Raw genomic sequence first — 19,685 nt, 5'->3', positions numbered from 1 at the left:
TTATTTATTAAACTTCTTTTCCAATTCTTTAACTCTAGCCATTAACTTATCTATCTTAGATAATCTTGCGACAAACCTACCCCATTCAATCCTAGGCTTAGCTTCAAATGCTGCATAATACATGCCTGGTTTAGTCACAGATTTCCCTATATTAGATGCACCACCTATCACTGTATTATCACAGATACTAATATGTCCCGTAATAGCAGATTGACCTCCTATCAGGCAATTATTACCTATCTTGGTGCTACCCGCAACAGCTGTTAATCCAGCAAGGGCAGTATTCTCACCAATAATTACATTATGAGCTATCTGTACTAAATTATCAATACGTGCCCCTTTTTTAATAATAGTGTCATCTATAGCCCCTCTATCAACGGTTGTACCTGCACCAATCTCAACGTCATCTTCAACTATAACTCTTCCAAGCTGAGGTATTTTTGTCCAAGATCCATCTTCATTACGTGCATTACCAAAACCATCACAGCCTATAGCAGTATTTTGATGAATTATACATTCAGCACCTATTTCAACATCATGTGCTATTGAAACATTACTTTTAATTACTGTTGCTCTGCCTATCTTTGTATTATTATCTATTGTACAGCAAGCACCTACGACAACATCATCCCCCAAAATAACATCCTCACCAACAACAGCATTTGCATCAATAGTAACATTATTACCAATAATAGCACTTGCTGCTATAACAGCTTTACTATGAATTTTACCACTAGGCTTGGGACTTTTATCAAAAAGCTCCATAACTTTAGCTAAAGCCATATAAGGATTAGATAATACAACTGCATTTGTATTACAATAAGGAAGTGCCTCCTCAGTGATTAATACTGCAGAAGCTTTAGTTTCTTTTAAATCCTTCAAATATTTTGGATTTGTACAAAAAGAAATATCACCAATTTTAGCTTGAGATAGCGTCGCTATTTTTGCTATCTCTACACTTTCATCCCCATGTACTACACCATCAAGCTTTTCAGCCAATAATTTTAATGAAAACATCAATTCTCCAACCAATATAAATCTTATTTTCTATTTATTCATTAAAGCAACTACATCGCTCGATATATCATCAATACCATTTGAATAAGCTAATGATTGAGTTGTAACAACCATATTATATCCTTTCTGTTTAGCAACACTGCTAACTGCAGCATCAAAAGATGCTTGGAACTTATTAGAAAGCTCTTCTTTTTTAGTATATTCTTTTTTCTGCAAAGCTTGAGCTTTTTCTGTGAATAACTGATACTCTTTTTGAATCTCTTCTTGTTTACTAGTCAATGCTGCCTTAGTCATAGTAGCAGAACCTTTCTGCAAATCTTGCATTTGTTGACTTATTTTATCCTGCTCCTGCTTAAGTTTATTTGCTTCTGGTTTAATTTCATTCTCAATCTGCTTAACACTAAGCGACCCTAAATTAGCATCATTAAAGATTTGAACAGGATTTACAACCGCTATTTTTGTCTCCGCATAAGATGCTGTAGCACCCATCATAATTACAGATGCCGCTAATAATATTTTCTTTTTCATTACTGTCTCCTTTAGTTACTAAAAATTTTGTCCTAGTGATAGCTGGAAATTTTGCACTATATCACCAGGTTTAACATTAAATGGTTGAGCTATAGATACTGCTAATGGGCCTACTGGAGAAGCCCATCTAAACTCTAAGCCAACAGAATACTTTAAGTTTGCGAATGATGGCACCGTATCCTGCGCTGGAGTCGGTGCAATAACCCCCGGTGGCAATTGATAGGTAGTATAAGTATTTCCTAAATCAAAAAAAGCACCAACTCTCATATTTGAACTATCTTTAATAAATGGTACTGGAAATAATAAATCATAGTTATTATAAATATTCAAGTTCCCACCAATAGCATTACCTATTGTTTTTGTTTTATAATCAATATCTCTTGGACCAAAAGAACCCTGTGAGAAGCCCCTAACACTTCCCCAACCACCTCCGTAGAAGTTTTCATAGAATGGCAAATTTGCTGTATCTCCATAACCACCACCATAGTCAACACCCCCTCTTATTGTGAGAGCTGAAAATTCCGTGTTTGGTACAGCAATATTATAAGTTCCACTAGCTTGTATTTTATAAGCCTGTATTCCACTAAGATATGGAAGGTTAACAGACCCATTTAAATTAAATGTCCCTCCAGCAGTTGGAAACATGTATTTATTTGAGGAATCATAATTCCAACCTGCAGTAATTGCCGGCTCATTAAATTGATGTTTACCACCATTTTGAGCTATAAAATAATCAACAATTGATGAGTTAAAACCAGTAGATTGCTTTACATTATTATTTGCATAAGTTATACCCCAAGTTACATTATTAAATGCCGAAAGAGGTACTCCATACATTAATCTTGCGCCAAATGTATCTAACTGATAAGCTGCTATCGCATCTGTTTTTGCAAAGTTAGACCTATTAACATAAGCTGAAATACTTTGACTTATTCCAGATGTAGTTAAGTAAGGGTCTATATAACTGATTGATAAATTTTGGAATGGTATGGATAACTGTGCATCAATATTAAATGTATTACCCGTACCAAAAACGTTAGGCATATTTAGCTTACCGCCAATCATAAATCCATAAAGATCTGAATAACCTAAACTACCACTAATAGAGTTAGCGTTTCTTTCTTTTATATTATAATTAACATCAACTAAGTCATCGCTCCCTTCAACTGGAACCAATTCCATATCTGCCGAAGCAACATATGGTAACTGAGAAAGTCTCCTTTGAGATTTATCCATTGCCTCTTTATCGTATTGACTTTGCTCATAGTATTGCAGTTGCCTACGGAAAACATAATCATTCGTAACGTTATTACCATTAATATTAATTCTATTTACATAAACTTTTTTACCAGCATCAATTACGATTTTAAAAGCAACTGTTTTTTTATCCTTATTAATCTTTGGAATTGGATTAACTATTGCAAATGCATAACCCTTACTACCAAGTAAAGTTTTAATAGCCTCAACAGTATCAACCAAATTCTTTTTAGAAAAAACTTGTCCTTTATGTATTTTTATAAGAGCTTCTATCTCAGATTCTGGAACTATATATTTCCCTTCAAAAGTAACATCTGAAATTTTATAAACATCTCCCTCAGACACATCAAAAGCCACATAAGAATGCTCTCTATCTTTTGACATCGAAGCTTGTTTTGATGTTACCTTAAAATCTAAATAACCTCTGTCAAGGTAATAATTAGTTATACCTTCTATAGACTGATCCATCCCAGCTGGTGAATAACTATCAAACGGTGCTAAGAACCCCCAAAGGTTCCAAATTGAAGGTACTTGTAATGCAACATTATCTTTAATATCAGAATCTGGAAAACTTTTATTACCAATGATATTTACGGCACCAATGGTAGCAGGCTTACCTTCTGCTATATCTATAGAAATATCAACTCTATTATTTGGCAGTTCTCTAACGTTCTCATCTACTGTCGCACTATATAAACCCATCATAGAATATTGCGTCAAAAGAGACTGCCTTATAAGAAACATAGTGTCTGGACTATATATATTACCGACATATACCCCAGCATCAGTAAATAATTTATCGAGCTCTTCTTTTGTTATTTTTTTATTTCCATTAAAAGAAAAACCTGCAATGATAGGTCTTTCTTTAACATTAATAAATAAGTCTCTGCCTTTGCGAGAAAGATCTATGCTATCAAAAAAGCCAGTTCCATATAAGTTATTTATAATTTGATTAGTGTCTTCAGGAGTAATATAACTTCCTTTTTCATAACGAAGTCTACTTTTAACAACATCTTTACTAATGCCTTCTAAGCCATTTATAGATACATCTCCTAATATGAAGCTATCTGTAGCAGCCTCAGATATAGAAATTATTCCTATAACTAAAAATATTGTTAAAATTATCTTTCTGATAAAAAAAGACACCTAATTCTCCCCAAGCAAAGCCCTACTATATTCACGGGCTTTTTGATCTATAACAAAAACTTCTTGTAAATCACTAGGATTTTTAAATCTCAGCTTTTCTAAAATGGCTTTATTATATTCAATTATATCTAAATATTTAATTTTATTATTTAAAAAGGCCTCTACAAAAACCTCATTAGCAGCATTAAATATAATATTTGCTGCATAATCTTTTTTTCTCAAATTCTTAAAAACTATTTTTAAAGCCTCAAACCTATCAAAACATGCTTTTTCAAAAGTTAATTTCAAATTTATAAAATCCAAAGGAGACACATTAACATTTTCTCTATTTGGATAATACATAGCATTTGCTATAGGAATTCTCATATCTTGAGATCCTAATTGAGCAATATAACTACCATCTATATACATAACCATAGAGTGTATAACACTCTGTGGATGAATAAGGACTCTTATTTTATCAGCAGGAACATCAAAAAGCCAGTAGGCCTCGATAACCTCTAAAGCTTTATTTACCATAGTTGAGGAATCTATAGATATCTTTCTACCCATACTCCAATTAGGATGCTTACAAGCCTGTTCTGGAGTTATTTCAGTTAGCTCATCTAAGGACTTATTCCTAAAGGGCCCACCTGAAGCAGTTAGAATTATTTCTTTTACACTTCTAGAAAACTTTGTTGTCTCTAAACATTGAAAAATAGCATTATGCTCACTATCGACAGGAATCAATCTAGCAGAATTATTATTAACCTCATTTATCAATAAATGCCCCGCTGTAATTAAAGCTTCCTTATTTGCTAAAAGAATAGTCTTACCAGATGTGGCTGCGGCAAAAGTTGGCTTTAACCCAGCTATGCCAACTATTGCTGACATTACAACATCGACATCAATATCACTAGATACTTTTTCTAAAGCTTCTTCTCCAAAAAGAATTTCAACCTCAACATTTAAAATCAAATTATTTAATTGATCTTTAGCCTCTAAAGTTGGAACTACTGCATATTTAGGAGAAAACTCCATACACAGTTTTGCTAGCTTAGAAATATTGCTAAAAGCAGTTAGAGCATAAACATCAAAGTCCTGCCTTTCTCTAACTATTGCAAGTGTACTATCACCTATAGAGCCAGTAGCTCCGAGGATAGTTATTTTCCTTTTAGAAACCATAAACTTCTATTACTCAAGAACTTCTTCTATCTCTTCATCCACAGACTCTTCACAGTCCTCATCCATAGATTGTTTTACTACTTTTAAACTAATGAGTTTTTCAGAATTTCTTAAGTTAATTAGCCTTACGCCTTGAGCAGAGCGACCACACTCTCTAACTTCAGATGATGATGTTCTAACCAAAGTACCATTATTAGTGATTAACACTATATCTTCATCTTCCTCAACCAATACAGCCACAACAACTTGACCATTTCTTTCTGAAGTAGAAATTGCTATAACGCCCTGGCTAGCTCGTTTAGTTTTTCTATACTCTGATACTGAAGTTCTTTTGCCATAACCATTTTCTGTTGCAGCAAGAACAACTCCCTCATCTGGGTTAGTAACAAGCATTGAAACTATACTTTGCCCTTTTTGTAAACGCATGCCTGTCACACCTTGTGCAGAACGACCCATAGCTCTTACATCAGACTCATCGAATCTAATAGCTTTACCAGCATTTGAGAACATCATTATTTGCTTATTACCATCAGTTAAAGCAACATATGAAAGCTCATCTTTTTCAACTAGCCCAATAGCTATTTTGCCAGTTGATCTAGGGCGGGCGAACTCCGATAAATCAACTTTTTTAACTCTACCAAGCTTTGTAGCCATAAAAATAAAGTATCCAGGAGTAAACTCAGAAACTGGCATTAAAGCAGTAATTTTTTCATCTCTTTCTAAAGGAAGTATATTATTTATTGGTCTTCCTTTTGATATCCTTCCCGCAACAGGGAAGTCATAAACCTTAGTCCAATAAACTCTACCCAAGCTTGAGAAACAAAGCATAGTATCATGAGTCGAAGCCAACATTAACTTAAAGATACTATCTTCCTCTTTAGTTTTTGTTGCTGATTTACCTACACCACCTCGTTTTTGAGCATTATATAAACTCAATGGCTGACTCTTAACATATCCATCCATAGATAATGTTACAACCATATCTTCTTCAGCAATCAGATCCTCTCTTGTCAAATCTAACCTAGATTCTATAATCTCTGATTTTCTTGCATCTCCAAAGTTTTCTCTTATCTCAACAAGCTCTTCTTTTACAACCCTAATAAGTTCTTCAACATTACTTAAAATACCTATTAAATATTTAATTCTATCAATTAATTCTTTAAATTCTGACACAATCTTATCTTGCTCAAGACCAGTTAATCTATGCAATCTTAAAGCTAATATTGCTTCTGCTTGCTCTTCTGTTAAGTTATATAAAGCATTTTCTTGAATACCATAGTGTAATGACAATGTCTCTTTTCTATACATTTTAACATCAACACCTTCTAACATACTCTTAACTATCGCACCATTCCAAGATCTAGCAAGCATTGATTCTTTTGCATCTGCTGGACTTGGTGAAGCTTTAATAAGCTCTATCATCTCATCAATATTAGATAAAGATAGCAGCAAACCTTCTAAAATATGCGCTCTTTCTTTTGACTTCCTTAATTCAAAAACAGTTCTTCTAGTTACAACTTCTTTTCTGTGCTTTATAAACTGCTCTAGAATTTCTTTAAGACCTAAGAGTTTTGGCCTATTGTCACTAAGAGCAACCATGTTTATACCAAAGCTACATTGTAGTTGTGTTTGTGCATAAAGACTGTTTAAAAGAACTTCAGGAGACTCATCTCTCTTAACATCTATAACAACCCTTATACCATCTTTATCAGACTCATCTCTTAACTCAGAAATACCGCTAATTTTTTTATCTTTAACAAGCTCAGCTATTTTTTCTACTAATTTAGCTTTATTTACTTGATATGGTATTTCTGTAACTATAATCTGAGATCTGCCACTAGCTTCATCTTCCTCTATAGTCGCTCTAGAGCGCATAATTACACGACCACGACCAGTCTTATAAGCCTCTAAAATACCATCTGTACCATTAATTAAAGCTCCTGTAGGAAAATCAGGGGCAGGAATATACTTTATTAAATCTTCAGTTTCTAAACTTGGTTCATCTATTAATGCCATAACTCCATTAATAACTTCTGACATATTATGTGGCGGAATATTTGTTGCCATACCAACCGCAATACCTGAAGAACCATTAACTAAAAGGTTAGGAACTCTAGTTGGTAAAACGTCAGGAACCAATTCTGTATTATCGTAGTTTGGAGAAAAATCTACAGTTTCTTTATCTATATCGACTAAAAGCTCATGCGTAAGCTTTTCCATTCTAATTTCTGTATAACGCATCGCAGCTGGAGCATCACCATCAACAGAACCAAAGTTACCTTGACCATCAACAAGTGTATAACGAAGAGAGAACGGTTGAGCCATTCTAACTATAGTGTCATAAACAGCTGTGTCTCCATGAGGGTGATATTTACCTATAACATCACCGACAACCCTAGCAGACTTTTTATAAGGTCTATTATAGTAGTTAGATAGTTCATTCATCGCAAATAATACACGACGATGAACTGGTTTTAAACCATCCCTAACATCAGGAAGAGCTCTCCCAACTATTACACTCATCGCATAATCTAAATATGATTGCTTAAGCTCTTTTTCTATATTTACAGAAGAAACTTCTTTACCAAAAGCTGACATTTACCACTTTCTCAAAAACTAGAGTCACATGGCAAATATTATAACATACACTATCTCAAAATACATCCTTTGAGCCAACAGGAAGCCTAGCTAAGCTTATAAAGCCCAATTTATTGGATCCAATCCTTTTTTAATTAAAAAATCATTACATTTAATAAAATGATCACATCCTAAAAAACCTCGATGTGCAGATAATGGTGATGGGTGCGTTGACTCTAAAATTAGATGCTTAGAATTATCAATTAGATCTTTTTTCTTACGAGCATGACTACCCCAAAGCATAAATACGACATTTTCTTTATTATCTGATATTTTTTTTATAACTGTATCAGTAAAGACGCCCCAACCTATATCTTTATGAGAATTTGCTTTATGGGCCTCCACTGTAAGGGTTGTGTTAAGCAAAAAAACACCTTGCTCTGCCCAACTCGTAAGACATCCATGACTTGGTTCACTAAAACCAGTCACACTTCTAGCAAGTTCCTTATACATATTTTTAAGAGATGGGGGAACATCAACTCCTTCTTGAACGGAGAATGCTAACCCATGCGCTTGATTAAAGTTATGGTAAGGGTCCTGCCCAAGTATAACAACCTTTAGATTCTCAAACCCTGTATATTTAAAAGCATTAAAAATATTTTCTTTAATAGGAAATATTATTTTACCTTGCCTAATTTCATTTGCTAAAAAGTTTAATATCTCATTAAAATAAGGCTTCTGCTTTTCTTCCGATAAAATATCTGACCAAATCATATCTTAACTCCAAAACTTTGAAACACTAGGAGTTTTAATACCAACTCCTTCAGAAGTAACAAAAATCATATTATCGCCACATTTCATTACAATCTGCTTCTTATTCTGTACAATCATACAATCTTTACTAGTATCAATATACTGCTGAGCTTCCTCTGCTGTTGGATTTTGTGAGAGCTCATTATTTTGCTCAGTTGCAGCAACCAAGACACTTGGAGCCAATACCACTAGTAAAAAACTTCTTCTAAAGAATTTCATAGAAAATTTAAAGAATTTTATTTACTTATAAGTATAACAAAATAGGATAAATAAAAAGATAGAAAGCTTTAGATTAAAAAAACTTAGAGAGTAATTATTTTTTCTTTTTTTGAGGAGGAAGATCTGTTGCAGTACCTTCAAATACTTCTGTAGCCATCATTAAACTTTCAGATAAAGTTGGATGTGGGTGAACTGTTAATGCGATATCTTCAGCATCACAGCCCATTTCAATAGCTAAAGCAGCTTCTGAAATAAGCTCACCAGCATTAGTACCAACAATAGACGCACCAATAATTTTGTGATCTTCATCAAATAATACTTTAGTCATACCCTCGGATCTTCCAATACTTAAAGATCTACCACTTGCTGCCCAAGGGAACACACCCTTTTCATACTTAATACCTTTAGTTTTAGCAGAAGTTTCAGTCTCACCAACCCAAGCAACTTCAGGATCAGTATAAGCAACAGAAGGAATCACCAAAGGATCAAAACTATGGTTTAAACCAGAAATAACTTCAGCAGCTGTTCTTCCTTCTGGCACAGCCTTATGTGCAAGCATTGGTTGACCAACAACATCACCTATTGCAAAAATATGAGGAACATTAGTACGACATTGTTTATCTACCGGAATAAAACCTCTCTCATCGACTTTAACCCCAGCTTTCTCAGCATCAATAAGCTTACCATTTGGTTTACGTCCAATAGCCATCAACACTCTATCATATCTTTCTTCTTTAGCTGAATGTTGACCTTCCATAGTAACATAGATACCATCTTTACGAGCATCCATAGCTGTAACACCTGTCTTTAAACGGATGTCATAACGAGAATTCATTTTCTCATAAGCTTTTACCATATCTTTATCAACGCCATTCATAAGCTGATCAGCAAATTCAACAACAGTAATCTTAGTTCCTAACTCAGAGTAAACTTGAGCCATCTCAAGACCAATAATACCACCACCAACTACAAGCATAGTATCTGGGATATCTTTCATTTCAAGAGCACCAGTAGAATCAATAATACGATCATCTTTTGGCACAAAAGGTAAATTAATTACACTAGATCCAGCAGCAATAATACAGTTTTCAAAAGCTACTTTTTTAACCGATCCATCTGGAGTTTCTACAGCAATTTCTTTATCAGAAGTGAATTTACCATAACCTTGTACAATCTCAACTCCTCTTTGCTTAGCCATTCCTTTTAGACCAACAGTTAATTTCTTAACAACATTAGCCTTATACTCGACAACCTTATCTTTATTAATTTTAAGATCGCCCATTTCAATAATACCATCAGCTGCTAAATGTCTAGCTTCATTAATAACTTTAGCAACATGTAAAAGTGCTTTTGAAGGAATACAACCAACATTTAAACAAACACCACCAATATCAGCATATTTTTCAATCAATACAACTTTTTTACCTAAATCAGCAGCCCTAAAAGCAGCACTATAACCGCCAGGCCCACTACCTAAAACGACAACTTCAGTTTTAATATCACTCATTTTATTATAAACCCCGTTACATTATAATTTCACGCAAATCAGAAAGAATCTGACAATATCTTGTTAAGAATTTAGCCGCATAAGCACCATCTATTACTCTATGATCTGTAGATAACGATAGAGGAAGCATAGATTTAGTAACAAACTCCTTACCATTCCATACAGGTTTAATAGCTGTTTTTGAAACACCCATAATAGCCACTTCTGGCATATTAATGATAGGAGTAAATGAAGTTGTACCCAACACGCCTATACTTGAAATAGTAAATGTAGCACCAGTCATATCTTTACTACCTAACTTACCATCGCGAGCTTTACCTGCCAAATCCATAATATCTTTAGAAATTTCAATAATTCCTTTTTTATCAGCATCTTTAACAACTGGAACCATAAGACCAGCTGGAGTATCTGCAGCAAAACCAATATTATAATATTTCTTAATAATCAGATTTTCACCATCAGCAGACAAAGAGCTATTAAATTTAGGAAACTCTTTTAATGCAACAGCAGCAGCCTTTATCAAGAAAGATAAAGGAGTTATTTTTATTCCAGTTTTATCAGAAAATGCTTTCTTAGATTTTCTAAATTCTTCTAAATCAGTAACATCAGCATCATCATAGAATGTAACATGAGGAATCTTAACCCAGTTTCTGTGAAGATTTTTTGCACTAATTTTATTAATACGAGTTAAAGGTTGAGTCTCTATCTCTCCGAACTTAGAGAAATCCACAACTGGATCAGGCAATAAATCCAAGCCAGCACCAGAATTAGAAGATGATGCAACTTTACCACTTTGCACCTGTGTAACAGCAGTTTTAATATAGTTATAACAATCTTCTTTTGAAACTCTTCCTTTACGACCAGTAGCTTTTACTTTTGAAAGATCTACATTTAAAATTCTAGCTAATTTTCTCACAGATGGAGATGCGTGAGCATTAGAATTATCAACAATCTCACTAGAAGCCACAGGAGCTGCATCTACAGACTTAGGCGCTTCTTGTTTAGCTGGTGCAGATTTTGATTCTTGAGATTGTGTAGCAGTAGATGATACTGAACCCGCCGTTTTGATTTTCAAAATCAATGAGCCCTGAGAAACTTTATCTCCAACTTTTGCAATGACTTCTACAACCTCACCAGATGCTGGAGATGGAACTTCCATACTAGCCTTATCTGTTTCTAGCGTGATTAAAGAATCTTCTTTCTCAACTTTATCACCAGCTTTTACAGATACCTCTATAACATCTACTGAGTCATAGTCACCTATATCAGGAACTTCCACATCAACTACTTCAGAAGAAGCTGCTTTAGAAGAACTATCACTAGCTGATTCTTGTTTAGCTGGAGCTGAAGAGGCAGAATCACCAGATTCAATTTTTAAAATAATGCTTCCTTGGGAAACTTTATCACCAACTTTTGCTATAACTTCTACGACTTTACCAGATACTGGAGATGGTACTTCCATACTAGCTTTATCTGTTTCTAACGTTATTAAAGAATCTTCTTTCTCAACTATATCGCCAACTTTCACAGATACTTCTATAATATCAACCGAATCATAGTCACCTATATCAGGAACTTCTACTTCAACTATTTTTGATGCCGCAGTACTTGAAGAATCAGCCGCTTTTGGAACTGCATTATTTTCTTCAGCTTTACTTTCTTCTGCTGAAGCAGCACCTTCAACTTCTACTTCCATAATAGCAGCACCTTCAGAAACCTTATCTCCAACTTTAACAGTTATTTTAGATATTTTTCCTGCCACTGGAGATGGAACTTCCATGCTAGCTTTATCTGTTTCTAACGTTATTAAAGAATCCTCAACAGAAACAACATCTCCCACAGAAACGTTTACTTCAATAACATCAACTGAATCATAGTCACCTATATCCGGCACCTTAACTATTTCTAAAGACATTAATATCTCCTTTAATTAGCTATACAGAGGAGCTACACGCTCTGCATCAATTCCGTATTTTTCAATAGCATCTTTAACAACAGAAGCTTGAACTTTACCATCTTTAACTAAAGCGCCCAATGCAGCTACTACAACATGATATCTATCGACTTCAAAGAAGCTACGTAAAGCTGCTCTAGTATCAGATCTACCAAAACCATCGGTACCTAAGTTTACATAATTCTCAGGCATAAACTCTCTTAACTGATCAGTGTAAAGCTTAATATAGTCAGTAGACACAACAACAGGACCTTTATTATCTTTGAAGCACTTCTCTATATAGCTCTCTCTCTTAGATTCTGTAGGGTGCAACATATTCCATCTAGCTACATCTTTAGCTTCTCTATAAAGCTCATTAGCACTTGTCATGCTCCAAATATTAGAAGTAATACCATATTCATCTTTTAACATCTTAGCAGCAGCTTCAACTTCTTTAAGAATTGAACCTGAACCTAAAAGTTGAACATGTTTATCAGCTGGTTTATTATCTTCAATCTTATATAGACCTTTAATAATTCCTTCTTCAGAACCTTCTGGCATTGCTCTATGAGAATAGTTTTCATTCATGATAGTTAAGTAGTAATAAACCTTATCACCATCAATATACATGCGCTTCATACCATGCCATAAAATCACCGCCAGTTCATAAGCATACGTAGGGTCATAAGAAACACAGTTAGGAATTAAGCCCGCTTGAATATGGCTATGGCCATCTTCATGTTGAAGACCTTCACCATTAAGAGTTGTACGACCTGATGTACCACCCATAACAAAACCTTTTGCCATAGAGTCGCCAGCAGCCCAAGCAAGATCACCAAATCTTTGGAAACCAAACATTGAATAATAAATCATGAAAGGAATCATAGGTACTCTATGCACAGAATAAGATGTCGCAGCAGCTAACCATGAACTGAATCCACCCTGCTCATTTATCCCTTCTTGTAAGATTTGACCATCTGTAGATTCTTTATAAAACATTAACTGACCTTTATCTTCAGGAGTATATTGTTGACCTTTAGGATTATAAATACCCAACTGTCTAAACAAACCTTCCATACCAAAAGTACGAGACTCATCAACCGTAATAGGAACTAAGTGCTTACCTAACTGCTTGTCTTTTGCCAAATTAGTCAACATACGAACAAAAGCTGTCGTTGTAGAAAAATCTCTATCTCCGCTTGACTCCAACAATGCTTTTGCAAAGTCTGTATAATGCGGAATAGGTAAAGCATCATTATTTTCAAATCTTGCTGGAATATATCCACCTAAAGACTCTCTTTTAGCTCTTAAATACTTCATTTCTGGAGAATCTTCAGCTAAAGAAAGTAGTCTATAATTTTCAACTTGTTCATCTGTAGCTGGAATATTAAATCTATCTCTAAGATATCTTAAAGCTTCTTTATCTAATTTCTTAACGTTATGAGCAATATTTTTAGATTCGCCATACTCTCCCAAACCAAAACCTTTTACTGTCATTGGTAGAATTAAAGTTGGCTTACCATTTGGCGTAACTGCTTTTTTATAAGCAGCATAAATTTTCACAGGATCATGACCACCACGACGAAGTGCTTTCAAATCATCATCTGTCATGCCTTTTGCAAGATTCTCTAAATCTTCATCTCCACTAAATACAACTTGACGACACTCTCCGCCACCATGAGCTTTAATTGTATGGAACTGGCCGTCATTTAATGAACTTAATCTATCTTGTAATTTTCTACCTGCAACAGGATCTTTAAGCAATTTATCCCAATCACTTCCCCATAGAACTTTGATAACATTCCAGCCAGCACCAGTAAACACCCCTGCCAACTCTTCAACAATATTACCATTACCATTTACAAGGCCATCCAATCTTTGAAGGTTACAGTTAACAACAAAAATAAGATTATCTAAACCTTCTCTTCCCGCTCTAGTAATAGAACCGATAGATTCTGGCTCATCCATCTCACCATCACCACAGAATGCCCAAACTTTACGTCCATCTGTTTTAGCAAGACCACGAGCCTCTAAATACTTCATAAATCTAGCTTGATAAATAGCTTGTAATGGACCAAGACCCATAGATACTGTAGGAAACTGCCAATATGTTGGCTGCAAATATGGATGTGGATAAGAAGATACTGCATTCTTAGGATCAAATGCTTGTTTTCTAAAATTCTCTAATTGCGCCTTAGTAAATCTTCCTTCTAGATATGACCTAGCATAAACAATAGGAGATGCATGTCCTTGATAAAAAATTAAATCTCCCGCTTGAGTTTCATTAGGCGCTTGGAAAAAATGATTATATCCAACCTCATATAAAGTTAAAGCACCAGCACCAGTACCAATATGACCACCAATACTACTATCAATATTATTTGCTTCGGCAACTATAACAACAGAGTTCCAACGAGTAATAGACTCTATTCTCTCTTCTAAAGAAAGGTTTCCAGGATAATCAGGTTGATCACTGACATCTATAGTATTTATATACTTTCTTGTCTGTGTATTAGCATACGTATTTTGTATTCCTAACTCAGCTCCTCTATCTAATAATTTTTCAAAAAGAAATCTTGCTCTTTCAACACCTTCTCTTTGAACTACATCTTCAAAAGCTTCAAGCCATTCTTGAGTCTCTAAAGCATCTATATCATTAATCAAATCTGACATCCTTTATCCTCCGAAATAATCGAGATTATCAAAGTTTAGTAAAATCACTATTTGTTGATTATAAAATAACATCTTTACAACATCAACAAATAGCTACTATGAAAGCTATCTATTATTTTTAACTATAACAAGTAATCTAAATTATCATCATTATCAAAAACTTCTAGTATTTCATCAACACCTCTAGAAAAGCAAAACACCTTAAATGTTTCAGCTAATTTGTCTCCCAATAATAATTCTTTTAAATCCTGGGAGTATTTGGCTAAATATTTTTGATCGAGTCGCTTTCTAATTTCTAAAAAGATTTCAGAAACATTTGCTCTTTTAAGAAAATTCGCTTGCGTCATATAGCCTTCAATTTCAAATTCACAATCATTAACAGCTTCTGCCACCGATGTAAAATCAACATGTGCTGTTATATCCTGCTCACCAATATTTAGAAATGGATCATAATTAACTTTATGCCTATAATAACAAGCTAAAGTACCCATATTTCTTTCAGGCAAATAGTATAGGCTCCTGTGATAACCATAGTCACATAGAAAAACTACCCCTTGTTTTAAAGCTTCTGAAATAGACTTAATCCAAGGTTTAATCCAAGTATTTAACTCACTAGTGTAGTCTTCGGAAAAAGTTATCCCATCAGCCAAAACTTTATCAATTTCAGAACTAAATCTTTTATCATTTATTGGTAAATCAATCAGCTTCAACTCTCCTTCTGAAATACTTACTCCTTGTTGAAATATTTTCGTATCACTTTTTCTAAAGATATCTACAGGCATCGCATCCAAAACCTCATTTGCAAATATAACTCCTTTAATCTGCTCTTTCGGTAATTCTGTTAGCCAAATAAATTTATCTTGTAAATTTTCAGGCACATGTTCCTTAATATATGCTTGCTGTCTAAACTTAAGATCATTACTTAACTCAATTATAAAATATTTTTGTGGAAGCACATTAAGCCTATTCAATTCATTCATACAGTCGACTGCAAACTTCCCAGTTCCAGCACCAAACTCAACAATGTTAGAATCTTTACCGAGCTTTTTTAAAACATCTGCAAACTGATTAGCAAAAACAGTGGCAAAAATAGAAGTTTGAGAAGTTGCCGTTATAAAATCACCATATTCGGAAACTTTATCTTTTGATGAGGTATAATATCCTAGACTAGGATAATATAAAGCCATATTCATAAAATCTCTAAATGAAATAAATTTTTCATCAGACTTATGAATTTCTTTTTTAATGATATCTAATAAAGAGATTTCTCTCATTAATTTACTTATGAAATATATTATTTAATATAGCAATTTTAAGCTTAAGTAATTTTTTTATCAAAAAATATGTGACTTTCAATGAAAATAATATTAGAATTTTGTTTTTGATATGAATATGAAATTTGTCAAGATTAAATGTCAATAACCAACACTTATCCTATAGGTATCACAGGCGGCATAGCAAGTGGTAAGTCAACAGCTTCTGCTATACTTAAAGAAAAACTCAACTTAACTGTTGTTTGTGCAGATCAAATAAGTAGAGATATTACTAAGAAACCTACAGTAATAAAAAAAATTGCTGAACAGTTTGGTGAATCTGTAATAATCAATAAACAGGTAAATAGAGCTAAGCTTAGAGAAATTATCACAAACTCAAAAGAAGCTAAAAAATGGTTAGAAGATTATCTACATCCTGTTATTAATAGAGAACTAAGAAAGCAAGTTAGAGAATCTGAAACTGAATTAACTATTGTTGACATTCCTCTTCTAAGCCCCTACAACATAAAGCATTATGACTACTTAAAAAAAGTCATCGTTGTAAAATCTGAGCTAGAAACGAGAATCAAAAGGTTAATGGATAGAGATGGTAAAAATAGACAACAAGCCGTTGCATTCATAAAACTTCAAATATCTGATGAGCAGAGAGATAAAATAGCAAGCTTCACTATTGATAATACAAACTTATCTGAAGAAGAGCTAGAAACAAAATTAAAACACGTAATAAAAGAAATCGAAGGCTTGACTAAACAGGCTTAAATAAACTATAATAAAATCTCAATTTAAGCACCCATAGCTCAACTGGATAGAGTACTCGGCTACGAACCGAGCGGTTGGAGGTTCGAGTCCTTCTGGGTGCGCCATATTAACTCTTACTTCTCCATAAAAATGCTTTTAATTTTCAGTATGAAAAATCATACAAAATGTCTTGACACCATAGTGACAAAATAATAAAAAGCACACACGCCAATACTAATTGTTATAAATGTTGATAAAACTGATACTAACATCATTGTTTTTTGTGGCTTCCTACAATCTTTATCATCAAACATCTCTGGAATTAAGAAATAAAGCCTACTATAAATAAAAGTTATTCTAAAAAACTTTGTTGCAAAGCCTGAAACAAACTTGTTTTTTTCTTTTATAACTAACGATACAAAAAATATGTAAAAACAATCGTAAAAAGAATTAAAAATAAGTAGATTAAAATACTTTACTAAAATCGGATTCTTACTTATTTTTATTTTAAATGACTCTATTAATCTTTGTTCAACTGTATATTCTGGAGTATCTCTTAAATATAAAAATACCTTATCAAAATTCTTATCATCAAACTTTTTAAGATAAATATTATTAAAAAAGTACATCATATAAACAAAACCAGAACTCAATAATATGAATGGTACAATGGCTTCTTGATAACTGACAATTTTACCTCCCAAAATAAGAGTTATAGGAAAGTATATAAATACGAATGAAACACCAATAAAAACAGCTATAAGAATATATCTTAATCCTAAACCCATATAATTAAAATGATTAAACTTTGAAATATTATTTCTGTACTCTTAAAAGACGATAAACTCAATAAGCTACCAAAAATACCTAGAATGAGAGCTAGAATATAGAAAGCTTAGCCATCTATAAGCATCTTTTCTATTTTCTTCCGTAGCATATCTTAAAAAATATTTATCTTTTCTAAAGATCCAAATTTTTGTCCAAAGCTTTTTATATTCTTGGCCATTCAAATCAATTGTATTCATTGAGCGCTTTTAATTTGTAAAAATAATCTTATGTATATGTTAAAATTTTAAAATTAATTTTTATATTATTTTTTATAACTATAGGTAAATTCAAAAGATGTCTAAAAAAATTGTTCTTACAGGGATAACCCCTTCTGGCACTCCTCATTTAGGAAATTATGTTGGCGCTATTAAACCTGCAATTGAAATGTCTAAAAGTGAAGATTTTGACTGCTTATATTTTATAGCTGACTATCACTCACTTATAAAACTATGGGACAAAAAATTAAGGCAACAATATACTCATGAGATAGCTTCAACATGGTTAGCTCTAGGATTAGATCCAAATAAGACTACATTTTATAAACAATCTGATATTCCTGAAATCATGGAGCTTAACTGGATATTGTCAACAGTTGCTTCAAAAGGTTTATTAAATAGAGCACATGCTTATAAAGCTCTAGTTGATCAAAATTTAGCTGAGCAAACAACTATGGGACTTTTTAATTACCCGATATTAATGGCTGCCGATATTCTGATGTTCGATGCAGACTTAGTTCCTGTTGGAAAAGATCAATTACAACACATAGAAATAGCTAGAGATATTTGTAATCGCTTTAACCACATTTACAAAACATCTACTTTAAAAACTCCTACAGGGTTAACTGATGAAGAGGGTCAAACTATATTAGGTCTAGATGGGCGTAAAATGTCAAAGAGCTATGACAATACCATACCAATATTTTCAGCTGAGAAAAAACTTAGAAAACAAGTAATGAAAATAATCACCAACTCTCAATTGCCTGAAGAAAAAAAAGACCCAAGCAAATGTACAGTTTTTGCAATATACAAAAGTATTGCTAATCAAAGTGAAATAGCTAGTTTAGAGCAAAAATATCTAGAAGGTGGTATGGGCTGGGGCGATGCTAAACAAATCCTTTTTGAGAAAATTAATGAATACCTTAAAGATGCTAGAGATAAGTACGACTTTTATTTTAACAATCCTAAAGAAGTAGATGACATTCTTAAACAAGGGGCTGAGAAAGCTAGAATTATTGCTAAAGCAAACTTACTGAAAGTAAAAGAAGTCGTTGGCATATAAATGAAAAATATTATCATTGCAAATTTTAGTATAAATAGTATAGCTCTTATAGAGTGGGCTAGAAATAACCTAAAAGAAGACTTTTGTGTTCTTTCAGTAAATACTGGTTTTCAAGCTGATAATTGGGATAAATACCTTACGGAAGTTTTCAATTGGTTGGAAAAAAGAAAAATTAAACACTTTCATCTAACTGCAGAAAATGACTTCTCAACACTTGTGAGAGCCAGAAAACAATTTCCCTCTCAACAGTTTAGCTGGTGTGCAGGATTCTTAAAAGGTATCACCCTACTTAATAAAATTGATGAGCTAGATCCAGACTGTGAAGCTACGATTCTATTACCTCATAGAAAGAATTTATCAAAAGCTTCAGCTTTATTAAAAGAGCATATAGAAGAAGAGGAAAAATATGATTATAGAAGCGTATGGTATCCTCTTATTAATCTTTCCAAAAAGGAGATTGAAAATATTACCAAAGACTTACTTTTCTGCCAGTCGGTTGAGAGAAGCTTAGAGTGTCAACCATGCATTCACATAACAGAAAATGAAGCTAATAAAATAGCTATCAAAGATATAAAAAAAGTAATAGAATTAGAGGATGAAATTAAATCCTATATGTTTGGTGATCAGACACTAGATACCATTTTAAAGTCTGATTTTTTTAAGAAAAATAATAATATACTAGAAGAACTCTCAAAAGCTTGTAGCTGGGAGTATTCTTGCGGTCTGTAAGGAA

16 protein-coding genes and 1 tRNA gene are annotated in these 19,685 nt (G+C 33.3%); 4 read left to right on the top strand and 13 right to left on the bottom strand.

What is annotated here, in order from left to right:
- The 11 genes from lpxD to KX01_RS03815 form a co-directional block, all read right to left on the bottom strand.
- Entirely contained in the window at positions 1 to 1,017 is a 1,017-nt protein-coding gene (gene lpxD / locus KX01_RS03865; RefSeq protein ID WP_071663741.1) for a UDP-3-O-(3-hydroxymyristoyl)glucosamine N-acyltransferase, read from the bottom strand.
- 30 nt (positions 1,018 to 1,047) lie between these two features.
- Positions 1,048 to 1,545 (bottom strand): OmpH family outer membrane protein, encoded by a 498-nt coding sequence (locus tag KX01_RS03860; protein WP_071663740.1) that lies wholly within the window; start codon positions 1,543 to 1,545, stop codon positions 1,048 to 1,050.
- An 18-nt stretch (positions 1,546 to 1,563) separates the two neighbouring features.
- On the bottom strand, positions 1,564 to 3,948 hold the full coding sequence (gene bamA, locus KX01_RS03855; RefSeq protein ID WP_071663739.1) for an outer membrane protein assembly factor BamA: 2,385 nt from the start codon (positions 3,946 to 3,948) through the stop codon (positions 1,564 to 1,566).
- Positions 3,949 to 5,112 carry a 1-deoxy-D-xylulose-5-phosphate reductoisomerase gene (dxr, locus tag KX01_RS03850; protein WP_071663738.1) on the bottom strand — a complete coding sequence of 388 codons (1,164 nt, stop codon included), beginning with the start codon at positions 5,110 to 5,112 and terminating at the stop codon, positions 3,949 to 3,951.
- A 9-nt stretch (positions 5,113 to 5,121) separates the two neighbouring features.
- Positions 5,122 to 7,710, bottom strand: a complete 2,589-nt coding sequence (gyrA, locus tag KX01_RS03845; RefSeq protein ID WP_071663737.1) for a DNA gyrase subunit A — start codon at positions 7,708 to 7,710, stop codon at positions 5,122 to 5,124.
- A gap of 96 nt (positions 7,711 to 7,806) precedes the next feature.
- Positions 7,807 to 8,463: a uracil-DNA glycosylase gene (gene ung, locus KX01_RS03840; RefSeq protein ID WP_071663736.1), complete on the bottom strand. Its 657-nt coding sequence runs from the start codon at positions 8,461 to 8,463 to the stop codon at positions 7,807 to 7,809.
- A gap of 3 nt (positions 8,464 to 8,466) precedes the next feature.
- Positions 8,467 to 8,721 (bottom strand): hypothetical protein, encoded by a 255-nt coding sequence (locus KX01_RS03835; RefSeq protein WP_071663735.1) that lies wholly within the window; start codon positions 8,719 to 8,721, stop codon positions 8,467 to 8,469.
- Between the two features lie 94 nt (positions 8,722 to 8,815).
- Entirely contained in the window at positions 8,816 to 10,228 is a 1,413-nt protein-coding gene (lpdA, locus tag KX01_RS03830; protein ID WP_071663734.1) for a dihydrolipoyl dehydrogenase, read from the bottom strand.
- A gap of 16 nt (positions 10,229 to 10,244) precedes the next feature.
- The gene (gene aceF / locus KX01_RS03825) at positions 10,245 to 12,143 is read right to left on the bottom strand and encodes a pyruvate dehydrogenase complex dihydrolipoyllysine-residue acetyltransferase (RefSeq protein ID WP_071663733.1); all 1,899 of its coding nucleotides are present in this window, start codon (positions 12,141 to 12,143) and stop codon (positions 10,245 to 10,247) included.
- Positions 12,144 to 12,158: 15 nt separating this feature from the next.
- Positions 12,159 to 14,834, bottom strand: coding sequence for a pyruvate dehydrogenase (acetyl-transferring), homodimeric type (gene aceE, locus KX01_RS03820; RefSeq protein ID WP_071663732.1), 2,676 nt, complete (start codon positions 14,832 to 14,834; stop codon positions 12,159 to 12,161).
- Between the two features lie 122 nt (positions 14,835 to 14,956).
- On the bottom strand, positions 14,957 to 16,099 hold the full coding sequence (locus KX01_RS03815) for a class I SAM-dependent methyltransferase (RefSeq protein WP_071664743.1): 1,143 nt from the start codon (positions 16,097 to 16,099) through the stop codon (positions 14,957 to 14,959).
- Positions 16,100 to 16,246: 147 nt separating this feature from the next.
- Between KX01_RS03815 and coaE the strand changes: the two genes are divergently transcribed.
- Positions 16,247 to 16,867, top strand: a complete 621-nt coding sequence (gene coaE / locus KX01_RS03810) for a dephospho-CoA kinase (protein ID WP_071663731.1) — start codon at positions 16,247 to 16,249, stop codon at positions 16,865 to 16,867.
- Between the two features lie 27 nt (positions 16,868 to 16,894).
- Positions 16,895 to 16,971 (top strand) — tRNA-Arg (locus KX01_RS03805).
- 51 nt (positions 16,972 to 17,022) lie between these two features.
- Here KX01_RS03805 and KX01_RS03800 read toward each other — a convergent pair.
- Both KX01_RS03800 and KX01_RS09360 read right to left on the bottom strand, forming a co-directional pair.
- Positions 17,023 to 17,634 carry a hypothetical protein gene (locus KX01_RS03800; RefSeq protein ID WP_071663730.1) on the bottom strand — a complete coding sequence of 204 codons (612 nt, stop codon included), beginning with the start codon at positions 17,632 to 17,634 and terminating at the stop codon, positions 17,023 to 17,025.
- Between the two features lie 66 nt (positions 17,635 to 17,700).
- The gene (locus KX01_RS09360) at positions 17,701 to 17,871 is read right to left on the bottom strand and encodes a hypothetical protein (protein WP_156860370.1); all 171 of its coding nucleotides are present in this window, start codon (positions 17,869 to 17,871) and stop codon (positions 17,701 to 17,703) included.
- 97 nt (positions 17,872 to 17,968) lie between these two features.
- On the opposite strand from KX01_RS09360, the gene trpS reads away from it, so the two are divergent.
- Complete coding sequence (trpS, locus tag KX01_RS03795; RefSeq protein WP_071663729.1) at positions 17,969 to 18,952, top strand: tryptophan--tRNA ligase; 984 nt, start codon at positions 17,969 to 17,971, stop codon at positions 18,950 to 18,952.
- Positions 18,953 to 19,681 (top strand): hypothetical protein, encoded by a 729-nt coding sequence (locus tag KX01_RS03790; RefSeq protein ID WP_071663728.1) that lies wholly within the window; start codon positions 18,953 to 18,955, stop codon positions 19,679 to 19,681. It begins immediately after the preceding gene.
- Positions 19,682 to 19,685 lie beyond the last annotated feature (4 nt).

Origin of the sequence: Francisella frigiditurris (assembly GCF_001880225.1) — a bacterium.
GTDB lineage: Bacteria > Pseudomonadota > Gammaproteobacteria > Francisellales > Francisellaceae > Francisella > Francisella frigiditurris.
This window is presented reverse-complemented; position numbering and strand designations above follow the sequence as displayed.